At 64.1% G+C, this 18,891-nt stretch carries 17 protein-coding genes; 13 read left to right on the top strand and 4 right to left on the bottom strand.

All coding sequences use genetic code 11. The annotated features are described in order from the left end of the window. Positions 1-32: 32 nt before the first annotated feature. From ACGYKA_RS04085 to rarD, 6 genes are all read left to right on the top strand, one after another. Positions 33-3,050: a sarcosine oxidase subunit alpha family protein gene (locus ACGYKA_RS04085; RefSeq protein WP_394413376.1), complete on the top strand. Its 3,018-nt coding sequence runs from the start codon at positions 33-35 to the stop codon at positions 3,048-3,050. Then, complete coding sequence (locus ACGYKA_RS04080) at positions 3,043-3,621, top strand: sarcosine oxidase subunit gamma (RefSeq protein ID WP_394413373.1); 579 nt, start codon at positions 3,043-3,045, stop codon at positions 3,619-3,621. The genes ACGYKA_RS04085 and ACGYKA_RS04080 overlap by 8 nt, the downstream gene beginning before the upstream one ends. 122 nt (positions 3,622-3,743) lie before the next feature. Next, positions 3,744-4,343 (top strand): superoxide dismutase, encoded by a 600-nt coding sequence (locus ACGYKA_RS04075; RefSeq protein ID WP_067266441.1) that lies wholly within the window; start codon positions 3,744-3,746, stop codon positions 4,341-4,343. 257 nt (positions 4,344-4,600) lie between these two features. Further along, positions 4,601-4,810 carry a hypothetical protein gene (locus tag ACGYKA_RS04070; RefSeq protein ID WP_067266439.1) on the top strand — a complete coding sequence of 70 codons (210 nt, stop codon included), beginning with the start codon at positions 4,601-4,603 and terminating at the stop codon, positions 4,808-4,810. After that, on the top strand, positions 4,807-5,262 hold the full coding sequence (locus ACGYKA_RS04065) for a host attachment family protein (RefSeq protein WP_209218648.1): 456 nt from the start codon (positions 4,807-4,809) through the stop codon (positions 5,260-5,262). Before ACGYKA_RS04070 ends, ACGYKA_RS04065 begins: the two co-directional genes overlap by 4 nt. A gap of 66 nt (positions 5,263-5,328) precedes the next feature. Continuing rightward, positions 5,329-6,249 (top strand): EamA family transporter RarD, encoded by a 921-nt coding sequence (gene rarD, locus ACGYKA_RS04060; protein WP_394413370.1) that lies wholly within the window; start codon positions 5,329-5,331, stop codon positions 6,247-6,249. Here rarD and ACGYKA_RS04055 read toward each other — a convergent pair. Next, positions 6,186-6,734, bottom strand: a complete 549-nt coding sequence (locus ACGYKA_RS04055; protein WP_394413367.1) for a TIGR00730 family Rossman fold protein — start codon at positions 6,732-6,734, stop codon at positions 6,186-6,188. The two genes, rarD and ACGYKA_RS04055, sit on opposite strands and share 64 nt — an antisense overlap. A gap of 104 nt (positions 6,735-6,838) precedes the next feature. On the opposite strand from ACGYKA_RS04055, the gene ACGYKA_RS04050 reads away from it, so the two are divergent. The 3 genes from ACGYKA_RS04050 to ACGYKA_RS04040 all read left to right on the top strand — a co-directional run bounded on the left by ACGYKA_RS04050 (position 6,839) and on the right by ACGYKA_RS04040 (position 11,864). After that, complete coding sequence (locus ACGYKA_RS04050; protein ID WP_394438001.1) at positions 6,839-8,941, top strand: LysM peptidoglycan-binding domain-containing protein; 2,103 nt, start codon at positions 6,839-6,841, stop codon at positions 8,939-8,941. A 204-nt stretch (positions 8,942-9,145) separates the two neighbouring features. Continuing rightward, positions 9,146-10,930 carry an ABCB family ABC transporter ATP-binding protein/permease gene (locus ACGYKA_RS04045; RefSeq protein WP_394413586.1) on the top strand — a complete coding sequence of 595 codons (1,785 nt, stop codon included), beginning with the start codon at positions 9,146-9,148 and terminating at the stop codon, positions 10,928-10,930. Between the two features lie 103 nt (positions 10,931-11,033). Next, positions 11,034-11,864: an ion transporter gene (locus tag ACGYKA_RS04040; protein ID WP_394417625.1), complete on the top strand. Its 831-nt coding sequence runs from the start codon at positions 11,034-11,036 to the stop codon at positions 11,862-11,864. Positions 11,865-11,886: 22 nt separating this feature from the next. Here ACGYKA_RS04040 and ACGYKA_RS04035 read toward each other — a convergent pair whose 3' ends face one another. Beyond that, the gene (locus ACGYKA_RS04035; protein WP_271689661.1) at positions 11,887-12,336 is read right to left on the bottom strand and encodes a DUF302 domain-containing protein; all 450 of its coding nucleotides are present in this window, start codon (positions 12,334-12,336) and stop codon (positions 11,887-11,889) included. A gap of 151 nt (positions 12,337-12,487) precedes the next feature. Between ACGYKA_RS04035 and ACGYKA_RS04030 the strand changes: the two genes are divergently transcribed. The 3 genes from ACGYKA_RS04030 (at position 12,488) to der (ending at position 16,184) form a co-directional block, all read left to right on the top strand. Continuing rightward, complete coding sequence (locus tag ACGYKA_RS04030; protein ID WP_394413360.1) at positions 12,488-13,192, top strand: hypothetical protein; 705 nt, start codon at positions 12,488-12,490, stop codon at positions 13,190-13,192. 67 nt (positions 13,193-13,259) lie between these two features. Continuing rightward, complete coding sequence (locus ACGYKA_RS04025; protein ID WP_394413357.1) at positions 13,260-14,642, top strand: PQQ-binding-like beta-propeller repeat protein; 1,383 nt, start codon at positions 13,260-13,262, stop codon at positions 14,640-14,642. Between the two features lie 60 nt (positions 14,643-14,702). Beyond that, a complete protein-coding gene (der, locus tag ACGYKA_RS04020; RefSeq protein WP_394413354.1) occupies positions 14,703-16,184 on the top strand; it encodes a ribosome biogenesis GTPase Der in 1,482 nt (493 codons plus the stop codon). Between the two features lie 6 nt (positions 16,185-16,190). Here der and ACGYKA_RS04015 read toward each other — a convergent pair whose 3' ends face one another. Both ACGYKA_RS04015 and serS read right to left on the bottom strand, forming a co-directional pair. Next, positions 16,191-16,907, bottom strand: coding sequence for a hypothetical protein (locus ACGYKA_RS04015; RefSeq protein ID WP_394413351.1), 717 nt, complete (start codon positions 16,905-16,907; stop codon positions 16,191-16,193). 195 nt (positions 16,908-17,102) lie between these two features. After that, positions 17,103-18,395 (bottom strand): serine--tRNA ligase, encoded by a 1,293-nt coding sequence (serS, locus tag ACGYKA_RS04010; RefSeq protein ID WP_394413348.1) that lies wholly within the window; start codon positions 18,393-18,395, stop codon positions 17,103-17,105. Positions 18,396-18,612: 217 nt separating this feature from the next. On the opposite strand from serS, the gene yajC reads away from it, so the two are divergent. Continuing rightward, a complete protein-coding gene (gene yajC / locus ACGYKA_RS04005; protein ID WP_067627241.1) occupies positions 18,613-18,891 on the top strand; it encodes a preprotein translocase subunit YajC in 279 nt (92 codons plus the stop codon).

The following is an 18,891-nucleotide window of genomic DNA, read 5'->3' as shown; positions in this document are numbered from 1 at the left end:
CACCCCATCCTCAGCCCCCAAGGTTTTCCACGATGAGCACAAGACTGGCCACAGGCGGCCGCCTGCTGAACAAAAGCAAACCGCTGAGCTTTACCTTCAACGGCAAGCAGATGCGCGGCTATGAGGGGGACACGCTGGCCTCGGCGCTGTTGGCCAATGATCAGGCGCTGGTCGGGCGTTCGTTCAAATACCACCGCCCGCGCGGCATCGTGACCTCCGGCCCAGAAGAGCCCAACGGTCTGGTCGGTCTTGGCCAAGAGGGGCATTTCGAGCCCAATGCCCGCGTCACCACGACCGAGCTTTACGAGGGGTTGGCCGCGGAAAGCCAGAACCACTGGCCGAGCCTTGAGTTCGACGTGGGCGCGATCAACAAATACCTCAGCCGCTTTCTGCCCGCGGGCTTCTACTACAAAATGTTCATGCATCCGCGTCCGCTGTGGAAGCATCTCTATGAGCCGATCATCCGCCATTCCGCCGGTCTGGGCAAAGCGCCCAAGGCGGCAGATGCCGACACCTATGAACACTTCCACGCCTTCTGCGATGTGCTGGTCATCGGCGGCGGTGTCGCGGGGCTTCAGGCCGCCTTGGCCGCGGGCCTAAGCGGTGCGCGTGTCATCGTGATGGAGCAGTCAGCCCATTGGGGCGGGCGGGCGCCGGTTGACGGTGGCACGGTCGACGACGCGCCGGTGGAGGACTGGATCGCCCAAACGCTCAACCGTTTGCGCGGCATGGAGAATGTGGACCTGCGCGACCGGACCATGGGGGCAGGGGTTTTCGATCACGGCTATGTGCTGGGCTATGAACGGCTGCGGGATCATGCCCCCGAGAGCGCAGGTCCGCGCCATCGGCTTTGGCGCGTGCGGGCGGCCCATGTGATCACCGCAACCGGCGCGATCGAGCGGCCGCTGAGCTTTGCGGGCAATGACGTGCCGGGCGTGATGCTGGCCTCGGCCATGCGCGACTATGTGGCGAATTACGGAGTTTCACCCGGTGACCGCACCGTGGTGGTGACGAATAACGACAACGCCTATCTCACGGCGATTGCGCTGAAACAGGCGGGGCTTGATGTGCCCGCCGTGCTGGATGCCCGCGTCCTGCCGCAGGACAGCGAATTGGTCGCACAGGCCCGCGCGCTTGGCATTCGGGTGGTCATGGGCCATGCGGTATCCTCGGTTCAGGGGGGCAAGCGGGTGACCGGTGTGGCCGTCTGTTCGCAGGCGGGCGAAGGGGCCGTGTTGGAAGAGATCGCCTGCGATGCGGTGGCCATGTCGGGCGGCTGGTCGCCGGTGGTGCATCTGTGGTCGCACTGCGGTGGCAAGCTGACGTGGGACGATGCAAAAGCCTGTTTCCGCCCAGATCAGGACCATCCGCCCACCGGGGCAGACGGCCATGGTTTCGTGACGCCAGCGGGGGCGGCGGCCGGGGTCTTTGCCCTCGACGACGTGCTGCATGACGCCCATGCCGCTGCCGATGGGGTGGCGACGTCGCTCGGCTTCAAACTGCCACGCGATCTCACCGCGCCCACGGCGGCCCGGCGCGAGGAAGCGCCGATGATGCCGGTCTGGCAAATGCCGCAGGGCGCCAGCGTCAAACTGCGCGAGAAGACCTTTCTGGACTATCAGAACGACGTGAAGGTCTCGGACGTGCGGCTGGCGGCGCAGGAGGGCTTTGTCTCGGTCGAACATGCCAAACGCTATACCACGCTCGGCATGGCGACGGATCAGGGGAAGCTTAGCAATATCAACGGGCTGGCCACGCTTGCTGGGGCGCTTGATGCAGAGATTCCCAGCGTCGGCACCACCACCTTCCGCCCGCCTTATCACCCGATTTCGATGGGCGCGATTGCGGGGGCGGCGCGGGGCGATACCTTCCAGCCGATCCGCCGCACCCCGCTACATGACTGGCACGAAGCCAATGGCGCGGTCTGGGAACCGGTCGGCCAGTGGCGGCGGCCCTATGCCTATGCGCGAGACGGCGAAAGCACCCATGACGCGGTGATGCGTGAGGTGACGAACACGCGCCAGAACCTCGGCCTGCTGGATGCCTCGACCCTTGGCAAGCTGATCGTGCGTGGCCCGGATGCGGCGCGGTTCCTCGATATGATGTACACCAATATGATGTCGACGCTGAAACCCGGCAAATGCCGTTACGGGCTGATGTGCAACGAGAATGGTTTCCTCATCGACGATGGCGTCGTGGCGCGGCTGGATGAGCAGACCTTCCTCTGCCACACGACCACCGGCGGGGCCGACAGCATCCACGCCCATATGGAGGAATGGCTCCAGACCGAGTGGTGGGATTGGAAAGTGCATGTGGTCAACGCCACCGAACATTACGCGCAGGTGGCTGTCGTCGGCCCCAACGCGCCGAAATGTCTGAAGAAACTTGGCGGGATGGACCTCAGCCGCGAAGCGCTTGGCTTCATGGAGTGGACCGAGGGCGAATTGGGCGGTTTCAAGGTCCGCGTCTTCCGCATCTCTTTCTCGGGCGAGTTGAGCTATGAGATCGCGGTCGAGGCCGGGCAGGGGCAGGCCTTCTGGGACGCGCTGCTGATCGCCGGGCATGACTTGGGCGTGATGCCCTATGGCACGGAATGTTTGCATATCCTGCGCGCTGAAAAGGGCTTCATCATGATCGGGGATGAGACTGACGGCACGGTGATCCCCCAAGACCTTGGCCTGAACTGGGCGATCTCGAAAAAGAAGGACGACTACCTTGGCAAACGCGCGCAACAGCGCAGCCATATGCAGGACCCGACCCGCTGGAAACTGGTGGGGCTTGAGACCACGGATGGCAGCACCCTGCCGGATGGGGCCTATGCGCTTGGCGAAGGTGAGAATGAGAACGGCCAGAAGGTGATGCAGGGGCGGGTGACCTCCTCCTATCACTCCCCAACGCTGGACCGGGGCATCGCCATGGGCTTGGTCCTGCATGGACCGGACCGGATGGGCGAGGTGCTGACCTTCCCCGGCACCGATGGCAAGACCTATGAGGCGCGGATCGTTGATCCGGTGTTTTATGATCCCAAGGGGGAGAAACAGAATGTCTGAACCCGTAAGCGCATTGAAGAACGGCCGCTATGACGCTGGTATCGCTGTGATTTCCGAAGTGGCACCCATGGGCATGATTACGATCCGCGGCGATCTTGATGCGCCCTATCTGCGCAAGGTGACCAAGAAACTCACCGGGGTGGAGCGCCCCGAGCGGGGGCAATGCCGCTTCGCCGGGGATGCCGGGGCAGCTTGGATGTCGCCCGATGAATTGCTGCTCTTCTGCCCCCACGCGCAGGTGCCCGAGGTGCTGGCGCGGCTGCATGCGGCCTTCGAGGATACCCATACCACCGCCATAGATGTCTCCGGCGCGCGGGCGGCGTTTCGTGTCGAAGGCCCCCATGCGCGGGAGGTGCTGGCCAAGCTCGCCCCCGTCGACCTTGCCCCGGATCAATTCACCCCTGGCATGTTCCGCCGCACGCGGATGGGGCAGGTGCCCGCCGCCTTTTGGCTGCGCGACGATGGCGCCTTTGAGGCGATCTGCTTTCGCTCGGTCGCGCGGTATATGTTCGACCAGCTTTGCGTCGCGGCCCAGCCCGGCAGCGCGGTCGGCCATTTGCAAACGGCGTAAGTCGGGAGAAAAACTGACTATTTCTCTCGGAACGGATGTGATTTGCAGACGTTGACCTTGACGTTGCTGCTTGATCCCCATCAAGTGGCCGCAGCGAAATTTCCAAACGAGGAGGCCCAGAAATGGCTTTTGAACTTCCCGATCTCCCCTATGCCCACGACGCGCTTGCATCCAAGGGCATGTCCAAGGAAACGCTGGAATACCACCACGACAAGCACCACAACGCCTATGTCACGAACGGCAACAAGGCGATTGAGGGCACCGAGTGGGAGGGCAAGACCCTCGAAGAGATCATCAAGGGCACTTACGACCCGAACGCCGTGGCCCAGTCCGGCATCTTCAACAACATCTCTCAGCTGTGGAACCACAACCAGTTCTGGGAAATGATGAGCCCCGAAGACAACAAAATGCCCGGTGAGCTGGAAAAGGCGATCACCGAGAGCTTTGGCTCCGTCGACAAGTTCAAGGATGAGTTCAAGGCCGCGGGCGCAGGCCAGTTCGGCTCCGGTTGGGCATGGCTGGTGAAAGACAAGGACGGCAGCCTGAAGGTCACCAAGACCGAGAACGGCGTGAACCCGCTCTGCTTCGACCAGACTGCGCTGCTCGGCTGTGACGTGTGGGAGCATTCCTACTACATCGACTTCCGCAACGCGCGCCCCGACTACCTGTCGAACTTCCTCGACAACCTTGTAAACTGGGACAACGTCGCGTCGCGCCTGTGATCTAGCGGCGGCGCGTGCGAGAGCCGCTCGCGCCTGATGCGTGTGGCGCTCTCCCAGTCACCGACGCCCACGGCTACGCCGCAGGCTGGGTGAACAGGGACAACGTCGCGTCGCGTATGTGATATGACGGCGCGGCCTTACGGCCAGCCCGAACAAGACAAAAACCCCGCAGCCTGCTGCGGGGTTTTTTCGTTGGAACCCAAGACCCTTCGCGGATGTTTTTCTCTTGAGACTTCACGTCAAAAAAGGAGGACAACATGGCCGAGCGGAAGCGATCCAACGACGGTAGCAAGGAGACGGAAAAATTCCTCTCCGATACCGAGACGCCAGACCAAGGTGGCCGCGCCGGGGGTGATCTGCAGAAGGACGTTGGCACCCAAGACGCCATGCGCCGCGCCGAGAAGGGCGAAGACGGCGTGACCCGCGTCACCGGCGAAGACAAACGCAACCATGGAGAGCCTTCATGACCAAACTCAGCCAAGACACATGGGTGCTGATCGCGGATGGCGAGAAGGCCCTTTTCCTGCAAAACCACACCGATGGCGAAGACCCCTATCTTCAAGTCGTGCGCAAGGAAGAGCAGGAGAACCCACCGGCGCGGGAGCAAGCCGCCAACCGCCCCGGTCGGATGAGCGATGGTCCAAGCGGGCACCGCTCTGCCTTTGACGACACGGATTGGCATGAGCTGGAAAAAGAGCGCTTCGCCAAGGACTTGTCGGACATCCTTTACAAACTGGCCCATAAGGGCCGCTTTGATCGGATCGTTTTGGTGGCCCCTCCGGCAGTGCTGGGCGACCTGCGCGATGACCTCCACAAAGAGGTGCAGAGCAAGGTGGTGGGGGAAATCCCCAAGACCCTGACCAACCACCCCATCGACGAGATCGAAAAGATCGTGGCCGGGGAATTGGCTCAAGCCTGACTTTTCCCTTGGCGCGGGAATTGATTGCCTTCACAAGGAAGCAGTCTACCGCGCCAAGGATTTCCCATGACCGACACCACCAAGGGTTTCGCCGCCATGATCGCGGCCTGCTGTATCTGGGGGCTGTCGTCTATCTTCTACAAATCGCTGTCGCATGTGCCCGCCGCCGAAGTGCTGGCCCATCGCACCCTCTGGTCGCTGGTGTTCTTCGTCATCGTGCTGGCGGTGCAGCGGCGTTTGCGCGCGATCCTTGACGCGATGGCCGGGCCGCGGGCTTTTGGGCTGCTCGCTTTCGCGGCGCTGGTAATCGCGACGAACTGGTACCTCTTCATCTGGGCGGTTCAGAGCGGGCAGGCGACGGAGGCGGCCTTGGGCTATTACATCTTCCCGCTGGTCTCGGTCCTGTTGGGCCGTCTGGTTTTTGCGGAGCGACTGAGCCCCGTACAGCTTTTCGCGGTGGGGCTGGTGACGGTCGCGGTCTCGCTGCTTACCTATGGCTTGGGGACCGCGCCTTGGCTCGCCATGGCGCTGGCGGCGTCTTTTGGGCTTTATGGGCTCGCGAAAAAGCGGTTGGCGGTGGGGCCGGTCGTCTCTGTCACCGCTGAGGTGCTGCTGTTGTCGCCCCTTGCGGTGCTCGTGCTGTGGCAAACGGGTGACAATGGAGCGGGGGCCTTCGGGGCCTCCTTCCGCGATACGGCGCTGCTGATACTCGCCGGGCCGATCACCGCAACGCCGCTGATCCTGTTCAGCTACGCGGCGCGGCGATTGTCGATGGCGACGGCCGGATTGCTAAGCTATATCAACCCGACCTTACAGTTTTTTTGCGCCGTGGTCCTGTTTCGCGAGCCCTTCACGGGCTGGCATGTGCAGGCCTTTGTGCTGATCTGGTGCGCGCTGGCGGTCTATTCCGTCAGCACCTTTCGTCAGGACAAGGCACGGCGCAGAGCGCTGAGGGCGGCATCGGCATCGGGCACCACGGTGACGTAATCCAGCAGCGTCGCATCGGCAAACCCATGGGTCACGACATGGTTCATCAGCGACATGAAGAGATCCCAGTAACCGTTTGTGTTCACAAGGAAAATGGGTTTATCATGCAGGCCCAGCTGGCGCCATGTCAGCACCTCGAAAAGCTCGTCCAATGACCCCGCGCCGCCGGGCAGTACCGCCACGGCATCACAGTTCATGAACATCACTTTTTTGCGTTCGTGCATCGTCTCGGTCACGATATAGCGGGTGAGATCGGTCTTGCCGACTTCCCATGCCACGAGATGCGCGGGGATCACGCCGAAGGTGTCGCCCCCCGCCGTTTGGGCGGCACGCGCGACGCTGCCCATCAGCCCGACATCGCCCGCGCCATAGACCAGCCGCAACCCGGCCTCGGCCAGACCGCGGCCTAATGTTTCGGCGTCTCGGGTGAAGGCTTCGTCGTCGCCGGGGCGGGAGCCGCAATAGACACAGACAGAATGTTGCATGGTAAAGCGTCCTGTTGATTAGGAAAATTCGGCGCGGATCGTCTGCGCTTTTGACCCCTGTTAGCCTGCTTGCTAAAAAGGCTCAACCACAGGGGAAGTAGAGAATGTTCAAGGGATTTGGCCGGTTTGGCGGCATGGGGGCGATGGCGGCGGGCGCCTTTGCGGCGGCGGTGCTGGCGCTTGGCGCTTGGATCGGCAGCAAGCGCGGCGCGCCGGAGGAGGCAGCCTCTGAGACGGTGGCCGTGCTCCCCGAACGCGATGCCACCCCTGAGAATGCCACGCTGGTGCCGGATGCTGTGAAAGGTGTCTCGGTCGGCCCTGAGGGTGAGGCGGCAACCGAGCCCGAGGCGGCGCCGCAGGCCCCGGCCTTTGACGAAGTGCGCCGCGAAAGCGACGGGATGACGGTGATCGCGGGCCGCGCGGCGCCCGGCAGCACCGTGGCCGTGTTGAAGGATGGCGAAGAGGTGGCCCGCGCCACCGCCGATGGGGCCGGGAAATTCGCGACGCTTGCCATGATCCCGCCCGATGGCAAGGGCCATGTGCTGACGCTTTTGGGGCAGGACGGCGCGGTGGAGCTTGCTTCGGAAGAGGAGATTATTCTCACCCCTCGCGCAGCGCCAGTGCAGTTGGCGGAGGCCAATATCGCGCCGGAGGAAAGCCCGGTCGCATCGCTTGAGGAGGGGGCCACACAGCCGGTCGAGGCGGCGGAGCCTGAAACCTCTGAGAACACGATGGAAGAGCCGATCCCGGCAACTACGAACGACGCTGAAGAGGAGAGCGCGGCAGCGACGGGTCAAAACCCAGCCGCTGCGCAGGCGGGGCAGGCGACCCCTCTGGCCGGAACGGCCACAGCCGAGGCGGAGCGCGCTGCGACCGACAATGCGGACGCGCAAGACATCGAGGCGGACCGAGGAGAGTGGACGCAAGACGAGGCTGGCACGGACGAAGATACCGTATCGACAGAGCAAGACCCGGCTATCGCCGAAGAGGAGGTCGTCTCCGCCCCCGCTCAGGCCACCCCGCTCTCCGATACCGGGACCGCTGACGTAGAGAGCAGAACATCGGAGCAACCCTCTCAAGCGATGCCGATGGCCGAAACAGGCACCGCGGAGGACGAAAGCGCGGCGGCGTTGGATCAAGACGGTGCCGCCGGGCAGAGCGCGGATAGCAACACCGCGCCGTCCCAAGCCACGCCGATGGCCGGAACAGGCAGCGCTGAAGACGTGAGCGCTGCGACGGTAGAGCAAGACGATGCCGCCGAACAGAGCGAGGATACCAGCACTGCTCCGGCCCAAACCACACCAATGGCGGGGACGGGTACGGCTAAAGACGTGAACGCCGCGCCGTCGGAACAAGACGGTCCCGCCGATCAGGGGGCAGACACCAGCGCCACGTCTTCTCAAGCGACGCCGTTGTCGGAAACCGGCACCGAAGCGGGCGAGACCGCCGCGCCAAACGCTGACGGTGAGGCGCCATCTCAAGCTACACCACTGGCAGAAACGGGAACTACTGAGAGAGACGCCACCCTCGCGCAAACACCGCCCGCAGCCGTGACCGAGGCCCCGAACCTCGCGGACCGCAGCCCATCGGCGCCCGAGACCACGACCCCCGCCCCTGCGGAGGAGCCCGACACCATCGCCGCACCGGCGAAGCCGCCCGCGGCCGCTCCGGTGTTGAAATCCACCGCCGAAGGGGTCGAACGGCTCGACACCGCGCCGCCGCAGGTGATGACCAATGTGGCGCTCGACACCATCGGTTACTCCGATCAGGGCGATGTGCAACTGGCGGGCCGTGCCCAGCCGGACACCCGCGAAGTGCGCGTCTATCTGAACAACAACGCCGTGATCAGCCTGCCCGTCGATCAAGAGGGCCGCTGGCGGGGCGATCTGCCCAATGTCGATGAGGGCGTCTATACCCTGCGCGTGGATGAGCTTTCCCGCGGCGGCGATGTGACCAGCCGGGTGGAGACCCCCTTCAAACGCGAATCTCCCGAGGTGCTGGCCGCGGCTACCGAAGGGCTGACCGGCCCGCTCAGCGCGGTGACGGTGCAAAAAGGCGATACGCTCTGGGCGATCTCGCGCGCGCGCTACGGCGATCCGCTGCTCTATGTGAAGGTCTTCGAGGCTAACAGCGCCAACATCCGCGACCCTGATTTGATCTACCCCGGACAGGTCTTCGATCTGCCCGAAGAGCCTGCGTCGGAGTGAACTGAAATGCCCAAACCGGGGCGGCATTCGCAGCGCGCAGAGCGGCTGTGCGCCGCCCGGTACTGGCAACCCAAGGCCATGGGGCCTATGTAGCCTGTAATCACTTCAGGAATTTCCATGCCAGCCGATACAGAACAATCTAACGCCGCGCGGCGGCGCGACCGCAAGACGCCCAAGCCCGAACGCATCCCCACAGAGGCCGAGATGATCGACGCCGCCGAGCGGCAGTCGGGCTTTCTGGTGCTGCGCAAGGTCGCGCCCTACCTCTGGCCCAAGGATATGCCATGGGTGAAACGCCGGGTGGTTCTGGCCATGCTGGCGCTGCTGGTGTCGAAGCTGATCATCGTCGCCACGCCGTTCTTCTACCGCGACGCGGTGGATGCGCTGGCGGGCGAGGGGGCGCCGATGCTGGCGCTTGGCGCGATTGGTCTGACCGTGGCTTACGGCATGGCGCGGCTGATGGGGGTGGGCTTTCAACAGATCCGCGATGCGGTGTTTGCTCGCGTCGGGCAGCGCGCCCTGCGGATGCTGGCGCTTGAGACCTTTCAGCACATCCACAAACTCTCGATGCGCTATCACATCACCCGCAAGACCGGGGGCCTCAGCCGGATCATCGAGCGGGGGGTCAAAGGTGTCGACTTTTTGCTGCGCTTCCTGCTCTTCTCCATCGGGCCGCTGATCCTTGAGCTGATCCTCGTGGGCGTGATCCTCGCCGTGCTCTTCGACGTCTGGTATCTGGCGGTCGTGGCGGTGACCATTGCGCTCTACGTCTGGTTCACCTTTGCCGTCACCGAATGGCGCGTGCGCCTGCGGCGGCAGATGAACGACAGCGACACCGACGCCAACCAAAAGGCGATCGACAGTCTGCTGAACTATGAAACGGTGAAATACTTCGGCGCCGAGGGGCGTGAGGCCGCGCGCTATGATTTGGCGATGGCCGATTATGAGAACGCGGCGATCAAGACAAACTATTCGCTGGCCTTCCTGAACTTTGGCCAAGCTCTGATCATCACCGCGGGGCTCGTGGGGGTCATGGTCATGGCGGCGATGGGCGTGCAAAGCGGCGAGCTGAGCGTCGGCGACTTCGTCATGGTGAACTCCTACATGATCCAGCTGACCGTACCGCTGAACTTCCTTGGCACCGTTTACCGCGAGATCCGTCAGGCGCTGGTGGACATGGGGCAGATGTTCGGCCTGCTCGAACAACCGGCTGAGATTGACGACAAGCCAAACGCGCCGGACCTCAAGGTCACCGGCGGCCATGTGACGCTTGAGAACGTGCGTTTCGCCTATGACACCGACCGCGAAATCCTCAAAGGCATCTCGCTTGAAGCGCGTCCGGGAGAGACGGTGGCGATCGTCGGCTCGACCGGCTCGGGCAAATCCACCATCGGGCGGCTGCTGTTCCGCTTCTACGATGTCGCGGGCGGGGCGCTGAAGATCGACGGGCAGGACGTGCGCGATGTGACGCAGCATTCGCTGCATATGGCGATTGGCGTCGTGCCGCAGGACACGGTGCTGTTTAACGACACCATCGGCTACAACATTGCCTATGGACGCGATGGTGCCACGCAGGAGGAGGTCGAGGACGCCGCGCGCGCAGCACAGATCCATGATTTCATCATGGCGCTGCCGCAGGGGTATAAGACCACGGTGGGCGAGCGGGGCCTGAAACTGTCGGGCGGCGAGAAACAGCGCGTGGGCATCGCGCGGACCCTGCTGAAAGATCCGCCGATCCTGCTGTTGGATGAGGCCACAAGCGCGCTCGACAGCGAGACGGAGCATGAGATCCAAGACGCGCTGCGCCGCGCGGGCCAAGGGCGTACGGTGCTGACCATCGCCCACCGCCTCTCGACCATCGCCGAGGCCGACCGCATCGTCGTGTTGGAGAAGGGCGAGATCATCGAACAGGGCAGCCATGAGGTGCTGCTCGCCCAAGGTGGGCGCTATGCCCAGCTTTGGCAGCGCCAACAGGCGGAAGAAGAGTAGACGGAGAAGCTGGCCCCGCCCTCTGTTTCGGCAGGCAGGCGGGGCATTGCCGCCGAGGGGGGCATTTGCGGGCGATCTGCTCTTGCACTGTGCGGGGCGGCGCATGATATCTACCGCCATGACCGATCTTTCGACCCCCTCGCAGACCTCGCTGCGCGCCCGCGCAGCCCGGCTGGCCGACCGCCCTTCGTTCCAGAATTTCATTCTGGGCGTGATTCTCTTTAACGCCGTGATCTTGGGGCTTGAAACCTCGGACGAGGTGATGGCGCAGGCCGGGCCGCTGATCCTGCTGCTAGATCGTATTTGTCTGGCCATCTTCGTCATCGAAATCGCGATCAAGCTTTTCGGGCGCGGGCTTGATTTCTTCAAACGCGGGTGGAGCATCTTTGACTTCGTCATCGTCGCCATCTCGCTGATCCCGGCCACCCAAGGGCTGAGCGTTCTGCGCGCCCTGCGCATCCTGCGGCTCTTGCGCGTCGTCTCGGTCGCGCCCTCGCTACGCCGCGTGGTCGAAGGGTTGGTCAACGCGCTGCCCGGCATGGGCTCGGTCTTTCTGCTGATGGGGGTGATCTTTTACATCGCCTCCGTCATGGCCACCAAACTTTTTGGCGCGGATTTCCAGCAGTGGTTTGGCACGCTGGGCCAGTCGGGCTATTCGCTGTTTCAGATCATGACGCTCGAGTCGTGGTCCATGGGCATCGTGCGCCCGGTGATGGAGGTCTATCCCTATGCCTGGATGTTCTTCGTGCCCTTCATCATGGTCACCACCTTCGCGGTGGTGAACCTGTTAGTCGGTCTGATCGTGAACTCGATGCAAGACGCGCATCATGAGGAAAGCAACGAGCAGACCAACACCTACCGAGATGAGGTCATGTCGCGGTTGACCGATCTGGAAAACCTGATCAAGGCGCAGAACACCCCGCCCAAACCCTAAGAGGCCGGGCGGGGAGAGGGCGTTATTCCTCGCCGATCGCCTTGGCGGTGAGGTTGTCCAGCGCCTTGGTCATCTTGGTGAGATATTCCGCCTCTTCGGGCAGGCCGTGGGCGGTGACCAGCGTTTCAGGCGCGGCATAGGTCACATGCACGGCACCTTCGCCATCGGCGTAGACCAGCACCCGCATCGGCAGGTCCAGCCCGGCGGTCTGGGCATCCTGCATCGCGGGGGTGCCGAGCTTTGGGTTGCCAAAGATCAAAAGCTGCGTCGGGCGCAATTCCATCTCGGCCTTTTCGGCCCCGGCGGCGTGATCGACCCGGGCAAAGACCTCGGCCCCCGCTGCCTCGACCGCGCTTTCCAGTCGGTCCATCGTCGTCGGCACATCATGGGGTGAGACCTTGGCCACCAAATCCTGCGCCAAAGCGGGCATGGCCGCCATCACGACACCTGCTGCCAGTGCAATCGCTTTCATCATCGTCTCCTTTCGCTGCATTCTGCCCCTGACCTAGCGTGACGCGCCCCCGGGCCAAGCCTTCGGCGAAAAGGCGCTGCGGTTCGCTGGGTCTTGGCTTGGCTGGCCACGCGCGGTAAGAGGGGCAAAATCAGGCCGGGGGCAGGGCGCGATGAGCGATACCGACAGTTTTATTGACGAAGTGAACGAAGAGGTCCGCCGCGACCGGCTATACGGCTACCTGCGCCGCTATGGTTGGATCGCCGTGCTGGCCGTGGTGGCCATCGTCGGCGGGGCGGCGTGGAACGAATACAGCAAAGCACAGGAGCGGGCCGAGGCCGAAGCTCTGGGGGATGCGATGCTTGCCGCGCTCGAAGCGGATGCCAGCAACGCCCGCGCCGAAGTGCTCGCCCCGATCGAGGCCGATGGCCCCGGGGCCCGCGCCGTGCTGAATTTCATGCGTGCCGATGCGATGGCCGAAGCGGGTGAGACCGATGCCGCTGTGGAGCAGCTTGATGCCGTGGCGCTCGACGGTGATCTCGCGCCGATCTACCGGGCCTTGGCGCAGTTCAAGATCGTGACCCTTCAGGGCCAATCGGTGCCCGTGGCTGAGCGGCGTCAGGCGCTCGAAGAGCTGGCCCAGCCCGGTGCCCCGCTGCGCCTGTTGGCAGAAGAGCAACTGGCGCTGATCGACATTCAAGAGGGGGAGACCGACAAGGCTGTGGCGCGCTATCAGTCCATTCTCTCCGATGCGGAAACCACCCCGGACTTGCAACAACGCGCCCTTCAGGTGATTGTGGCCTTGGGTGAAGAACCGGGTGACGAGAGCGCCGCCGCAGAGGCCGCGCTGGAGATCCCCGAAGCAACGGGTGACTGACACATATCCACCCGCCAAAAACGGCGGGGGCGTGAAGGTTGAGGAAAGACAGAAAGTGAGCAGGTCCATGACGAAGCATCGCGAAACCGAACCCGGCTATGCGGGTCTGCGGGGTCTGGGCGTGGCGGGGGCCATTGGTGCCGCGCTGTTGCTGACGGCCTGCGCGGATGAGCAGACCTATCTGCCGGGCAAACGCGAAGACGTGCGCGCGGTGCTGCAAAATCCCGGCGTGCAAGACCCTGCCTTTGACGCCGCCACCGGCCCCGTGCCAGAGAATACCAGCCGCGCCATCGCTCTGGGCGGCACGGTGAACAACGCCAATTGGACCCATAGCATCGGCACCGCCGCGACCCGCATCAGCCATCCCGCGCTGCGGACCGCCTTGCAGCCGGTCTGGAGCGCCGATATCGGCGCGGGCGACAGCCGCAAACAACGTATCACCGCCGATCCGGTGGTGGCGGGCGGGCGTGTCTTTACGCTCGACGCCGGGGCGCAGGTCACCGCGACCTCGACCTCAGGCCAAACGCTCTGGACCCGTGACCTCACCCCGGCATCCGACCGCGAAGGCCAAGCCACCGGTGGTGGCCTCGCCGTGGATGGGGAAACGCTCTATGTCTCCGTGGGCTTTGGCGTTTTGGCCGCGCTCGACGTGACGACGGGCGGCGTGCGCTGGACCCAAGACCTTGACGCCACCGGGTCAGGCACGCCGACCGTCTCGGGCGATCTGGTCTATCTCACGGCGGGCGACGATACCGGCTGGGCGCTCGACAAGGCGACTGGCCGCATCCAGTGGCAAACCGGTGCGGTCACCAGCCTTAGCAACGTTTTGGGCGCGCCTGCGCCCGCCGTCACCAGCGATCTGGCGATCTTTGCCTTCGGCTCGGGCGAGGTGCAGGGGCTGTTCCGCCAGGGCGGGCTTGAGCGGTGGTCGACCTCTGTTCTGGGCAAACGTCCGGGCCGCGCGCTGAGCTTTGTGGGCGATGTGACAAGCGCGCCTGTGGTCTCGAACGGGACCGTCTATGTGGGCAATCATTCGGGCCGTCTGGCCGCACTCGACGTCAACAGCGGCGACCGCAAATGGGTCGCGCGCGACGGGGCGATCGGTCCGGTCTGGCCTGCGGGCGATTCTGTCTTTGCGGTGACTGACCTGAATGAACTCGTGCGGCTCGACGCCAGCACGGGGCGCCGCATCTGGGGCACGCCGCTGCCGAATTTCGTCAAGGACAAGCCCAAGAAACAATCCGAAGTGGTGGCCCATTATGGCCCGATCATCGCCGGGGGGCGCGTGATCGTGGCCTCGAACGACGGGGTGCTGCGCAGCTTTGACCCCGTAAGCGGCGGGCTGACCGGCACCACCCAAATCCCCGGCGGGGCGACCACCGCCCCCGTCGTGGCGGGCGGCACGCTATATGTCGTCTCCACCAAGGGGCAATTGCACGCTTTCCGTTAGGCCGCAAATAGGCTAAGGCGCGTGTCTGAACTGGCCCAACCGGGGCCCGGAGCCTGAATTATGTCCTTTACCCTCGCCATCGTGGGCCGTCCCAATGTCGGGAAATCCACGCTGTTCAACCGCCTTGTCGGCAAACGCCTTGCGCTGGTCGATGACCAGCCCGGCGTGACCCGCGACCTGCGCGAAGGCGCGGCCAAGCTTGCCGACCTGCGCTTTACCGTGATCGACACCGCGGGGCTGGAAGAGGTCACCGACGACAGCCTGCAAGGCCGGATGCGCCGCCTGACCGAACGTGCGGTGGACATGGCCGATGTCTGCCTCTTCATGATCGACGCGCGCGTCGGCGTGACCCCCTCTGACATGGTCTTTGCCGAGATCCTGCGCAAGAAATCCGCCCATGTGATTCTCGCCGGCAACAAGGGGGAGGGCAAGGCCGCCGACGCCGGAATGATCGAGGCCTATTCGCTGGGTCTGGGCGAGCCCATTCGCATGTCCGCCGAACATGGCGAGGGGCTGACCGATCTTTACACCGCGCTGATGCCGCTGGCCGATGAATATGCCGAACATGCCACCCAAGACGCGCCCGAGACGGATGTGGACCTGCCCGAGGATGACGCCGATCTCGAAGCCGAATCCTTGCCGATGCCGACCCGCTCCAAGCCCTTACAGGTCGCCGTGGTGGGCCGCCCCAATGCGGGCAAGTCGACGCTGATCAACCAGATTCTGGGTGAGGACCGTCTGCTGACCGGCCCAGAGGCTGGGATCACCCGCGATGCGATCTCGCTGACCACCGAATGGGCCGGGCCGGATGGTGAGCCAGTGCCGATGCGCATTTTCGACACCGCCGGGATGCGCAAAAAGGCCAAGGTTCAGGAGAAGCTGGAAAAGCTCAGCGTTAGCGACGGTCTGCGCGCGGTGAAATTCGCCGAGGTTGTGGTGCTTCTGCTCGACGCCGAAATCCCGTTCGAGCAGCAAGACCTGCGCATCGCCGATCTGGCCGAGCGTGAGGGCCGTGCCGTGGTCGTCGCCGTGAACAAATGGGACATCGAAGAGAACCGGCAGGAGAAACTGCGCGATCTCAAGGAGAGCTTTGAGCGGCTGCTGCCACAGCTGCGCGGCGCGCCGCTGATCACCGTCTCGGCCAAGACGGGCAGGGGCCTCGACCGGCTTCAGGCCGCGATCATGCGGGCCTATGAGGTCTGGAACCGCCGGGTCACCACGGCACAACTGAACCGCTGGCTCTCGGGCATGATGGAGGCGCATCCGCCCCCCGCGCCGCAGGGCAAGCGGATCAAACTGCGCTATATGACCCAAGCCAAGACCCGCCCGCCGGGCTTCGTGGTGATGTGCAGCCACCCCGACAAGGTGCCGGACAGCTATACGCGCTATCTGGTCAACGGGTTGCGGTTGGATTTCGACATGCCCGGCACGCCGATCCGTCTGTGGATGCGCGGCCAGTCCGACGCCAACCCCTATAAGAACCGCAAGAAAGCGGCGCCGTCGAAGCTGCGCAAGCACACCGACGGTCGCCGCAAGGACTAAGCGCGCTCAGCCGCGCCGAAACGCCCTGACGGTGGGCAGCGCCACGATGACGCTGCCCCCGAGCGCCAGATAGGCGACCAAGGGCGTCTCGCCCCAATTGGTCACGACCACGCCCACCAGCCCCCAGATCACCGCGATGCCATAGGTCGGTGTCCGCCCCAGAGCGGTCTGGACGATGGCGCCGATTGCAATCGCCAGTCCGACAAAGACCACCGCCGCTGTCTGCTCTTCCAAATAGCCGTATCCTGCGGCCAGCAGCGCCAGCGACACGCAGGAAGCGGCAGAGAGCCAGCCTGCGTAGAGCCCCACCGGGGCGGCGGCCCAGAGCGGGTCTTCGACCGGGGCGAGGAACAGGGCGATGAGCGCGGTGATCAGCATGATCCAGATCAGTATCGCCGCCCAGACCGGGCTCATGGTGGCCACGGCGAGCCATGTGGTCCCCACGGCGAGCGACAGGCAGAGCGGCACGCGCATGTCATGCCACTGCCCATCCCGCGGCGCGCGCAGCAGGCCATAACCAAGGCCCGCGATCAGCCACAGGTAAATCACCCCCCAGATGGAAAAGGCATAGCCCGCAGGCTGTGCGGGCGGGTTGTCCTGCGGAATGGGGAATTGGTTCGGATCGAAGCCCGAGAAGCTGGGAACGAAAAAGGGCGAGATCGCGAAGGCGATGCTGAGCAGCAGCGCAAGCACGGCGATCAGAGTGCGGGAGGATTTGGGCAAGGTCGGCCTCGCGGGATTAGCAGTTGCGGTACAGCTAATCCTAGAGCGACCGCGCGCCACGGCAACCAAGGGCCAGGGCCTATTCGGTCGCACCAAAGCTGCGCCCAACATAATCTGGCACGCCCCGGCTTGACGGGGCGGGCAGGCGATGGCCCGACCCCTGCGGCGCGGATCGGGCCTAGCGGTGGCTCACCCTTAGGCGAGCACACCTTCCGCAGTGAGGGTCGTCTTCCCCCCCAGATAGGGCGCAAGCGCCTCGGGCAGTTTCACCGAGCCATCCGCCTGCTGGCCATTTTCCAGCACCGCGATCAGGCAACGCCCAACCGCCAGCCCCGAGCCATTCAGCGTATGCACGAACTGCGGCTTGCCACCGCCTTCGGGCTTGAACCGCGCGTTCATGCGCCGCGCCTGAAAATCGCCGGTGGTGGAGACCGAGGAGATCTCGCGGTAGCAATCCTGCCCCGGCACCCAAGCCTCGATGTCATAGGTCCGCCGCGCGCCGAACCCCATGTCGCCGGTGCAGAGGATCACCGTCCGGTAGGGCACGCCGAGCTTTTCGAGAATGCCTTCGGCGCAGGCGACCATTCGCTGCTGTTCGGCGTCGCTCTCATCCGGGTGCGTGATTGAGACCATCTCGACCTTCTCGAACTGGTGTTGACGCAGCATACCGGCGGTGTCGCGGCCCGCGCTTCCGGCTTCGGAACGGAAGCAGAGCGTGTGCGCGGTAAGACGGATCGGCAGGGCGCTTTCCTCCAGCGTGTCGCCGCCCACCGAATAGGTCAGCGGCACTTCGGAAGTGGGCACCAGCCACCAGCCATCCGTTGTCTGATAGCTGTCCTCGCCGAACTTCGGCAGTTTGTCGGTGCCATACATCGCCTCGTCGCGCACCAGCACGGGGGAGTTTACCTCCGTCAGCCCGTTTTCATCCACATGAGTGTCGATCATGAACTGCGCCAGCGCGCGGTGCACCCGCGCCACGGCACCTTTCAGCATGACGAAACGCGCGCCCGAAGTCTTGGCGGCGGTCTCGAAATCCATGCCGGGTTTGACGCCCGCGATCTCGTAATGCTCAACCGGTTTGAAATCGAAGGCGGGCTTGTCGCCCCAGCTTTTCACCTCGACATTGTCGTTCTCATCATCGCCTTGAGGCACGTCCTCGGCGGGGTTGTTGGGGATGCGGGCGAGCATGTCGGTCAGCTTCGCGTCCAACTCCTGCGCCTCGGCGTTCATCGCGGCGACTTCGGCCTTTTTGTCGCTGACCAGCGCGCGCAGACGCTCGAACTCGGCCTCGTCACCACGGCCCTTAGCGGCACCGACTTCCTTGCTGGCCTTGTTCTGCTCGGCCTTGGCGGTCTCGGCGGCGGCGATCTTGGCGCGGCGCGCGGCATCGAGGGACAGCACCGCCTGCGACATCGCCGCCTCGCCCCGGCGGGCAAGAGCGGCGTCAAAAGCCTCGGGATTGTCGCGGATGGCGCGGATGTCGTGCATGGGTTTGTCCTCAAGATCGGGTGAGTCGGTTTTGCTGCCTTATGCCTTAATGTGGGGTGCGGGGGTAGGGGCCGCAACCATGCGGCGATTGGCCCCGCGCGGGCGGGCAGGTGGCATCGGCTTTCCACCTTGCACCCCGCTGTCACCGCGCATAGGTTCTGGCCAAATTCTCAAGGCCCATTTTGTGGCCCAATACCCATCGAAAAGGACGACCCCCATGGAAGGCATCCAGCAATTCGTGCCGCTGATCCTGATCTTCGCGATCATGTATTTTCTGCTCATCCGCCCGCAGCAGAAGAAGGCGAAGGAACATCAGGCCATGGTGGCCGGTCTGCGCCGGGGCGATCAGGTCGTGACCCAAGGCGGCATCATCGGCAAGGTCTCCAAGGTCAAAGACGACGGTGAGCTTGAGGTGGAAATCGCCGAAGGCGTGAAAATTCGCGTGGTGCAGGCCACCATCGCCACCGTGGTCTCCAAGACCGAACCGGCGAAATAA

Origin of the sequence: Sulfitobacter sp. 1A15106 (genome assembly GCF_043556995.1) — a bacterium.
Lineage (GTDB): Bacteria > Pseudomonadota > Alphaproteobacteria > Rhodobacterales > Rhodobacteraceae > Sulfitobacter > Sulfitobacter faviae.
Note: the sequence above shows the minus strand (reverse complement) of the source record. Positions and strands in the feature narration are given on the sequence as shown.

Excerpts from the sequence above, each read along its gene's own strand:
- yajC (WP_067627241.1), top strand. The coding sequence starts at position 18,613 with ATGGAAGGCATCCAGCAATTCGTGCCGCTGATCCTGATCTTCGCGATC.
- der (WP_394413354.1), top strand. The coding sequence starts at position 14,703 with ATGTCCTTTACCCTCGCCATCGTGGGCCGTCCCAATGTCGGGAAATCC.
- rarD (WP_394413370.1), top strand. The coding sequence starts at position 5,329 with ATGACCGACACCACCAAGGGTTTCGCCGCCATGATCGCGGCCTGCTGT.
- ACGYKA_RS04085 (WP_394413376.1), top strand. The coding sequence starts at position 33 with ATGAGCACAAGACTGGCCACAGGCGGCCGCCTGCTGAACAAAAGCAAA.
- serS (WP_394413348.1), bottom strand. The coding sequence starts at position 18,395 with ATGCACGACATCCGCGCCATCCGCGACAATCCCGAGGCTTTTGACGCC.
- ACGYKA_RS04080 (WP_394413373.1), top strand. The coding sequence starts at position 3,043 with ATGTCTGAACCCGTAAGCGCATTGAAGAACGGCCGCTATGACGCTGGT.
- ACGYKA_RS04030 (WP_394413360.1), top strand. The coding sequence starts at position 12,488 with ATGAGCGATACCGACAGTTTTATTGACGAAGTGAACGAAGAGGTCCGC.
- ACGYKA_RS04065 (WP_209218648.1), top strand. The coding sequence starts at position 4,807 with ATGACCAAACTCAGCCAAGACACATGGGTGCTGATCGCGGATGGCGAG.
- ACGYKA_RS04075 (WP_067266441.1), top strand. The coding sequence starts at position 3,744 with ATGGCTTTTGAACTTCCCGATCTCCCCTATGCCCACGACGCGCTTGCA.
- ACGYKA_RS04045 (WP_394413586.1), top strand. The coding sequence starts at position 9,146 with ATGATCGACGCCGCCGAGCGGCAGTCGGGCTTTCTGGTGCTGCGCAAG.
- ACGYKA_RS04055 (WP_394413367.1), bottom strand. The coding sequence starts at position 6,734 with ATGCAACATTCTGTCTGTGTCTATTGCGGCTCCCGCCCCGGCGACGAC.
- ACGYKA_RS04040 (WP_394417625.1), top strand. The coding sequence starts at position 11,034 with ATGATATCTACCGCCATGACCGATCTTTCGACCCCCTCGCAGACCTCG.
- ACGYKA_RS04035 (WP_271689661.1), bottom strand. The coding sequence starts at position 12,336 with ATGAAAGCGATTGCACTGGCAGCAGGTGTCGTGATGGCGGCCATGCCC.
- ACGYKA_RS04050 (WP_394438001.1), top strand. The coding sequence starts at position 6,839 with ATGTTCAAGGGATTTGGCCGGTTTGGCGGCATGGGGGCGATGGCGGCG.
- ACGYKA_RS04070 (WP_067266439.1), top strand. The coding sequence starts at position 4,601 with ATGGCCGAGCGGAAGCGATCCAACGACGGTAGCAAGGAGACGGAAAAA.
- ACGYKA_RS04025 (WP_394413357.1), top strand. The coding sequence starts at position 13,260 with ATGACGAAGCATCGCGAAACCGAACCCGGCTATGCGGGTCTGCGGGGT.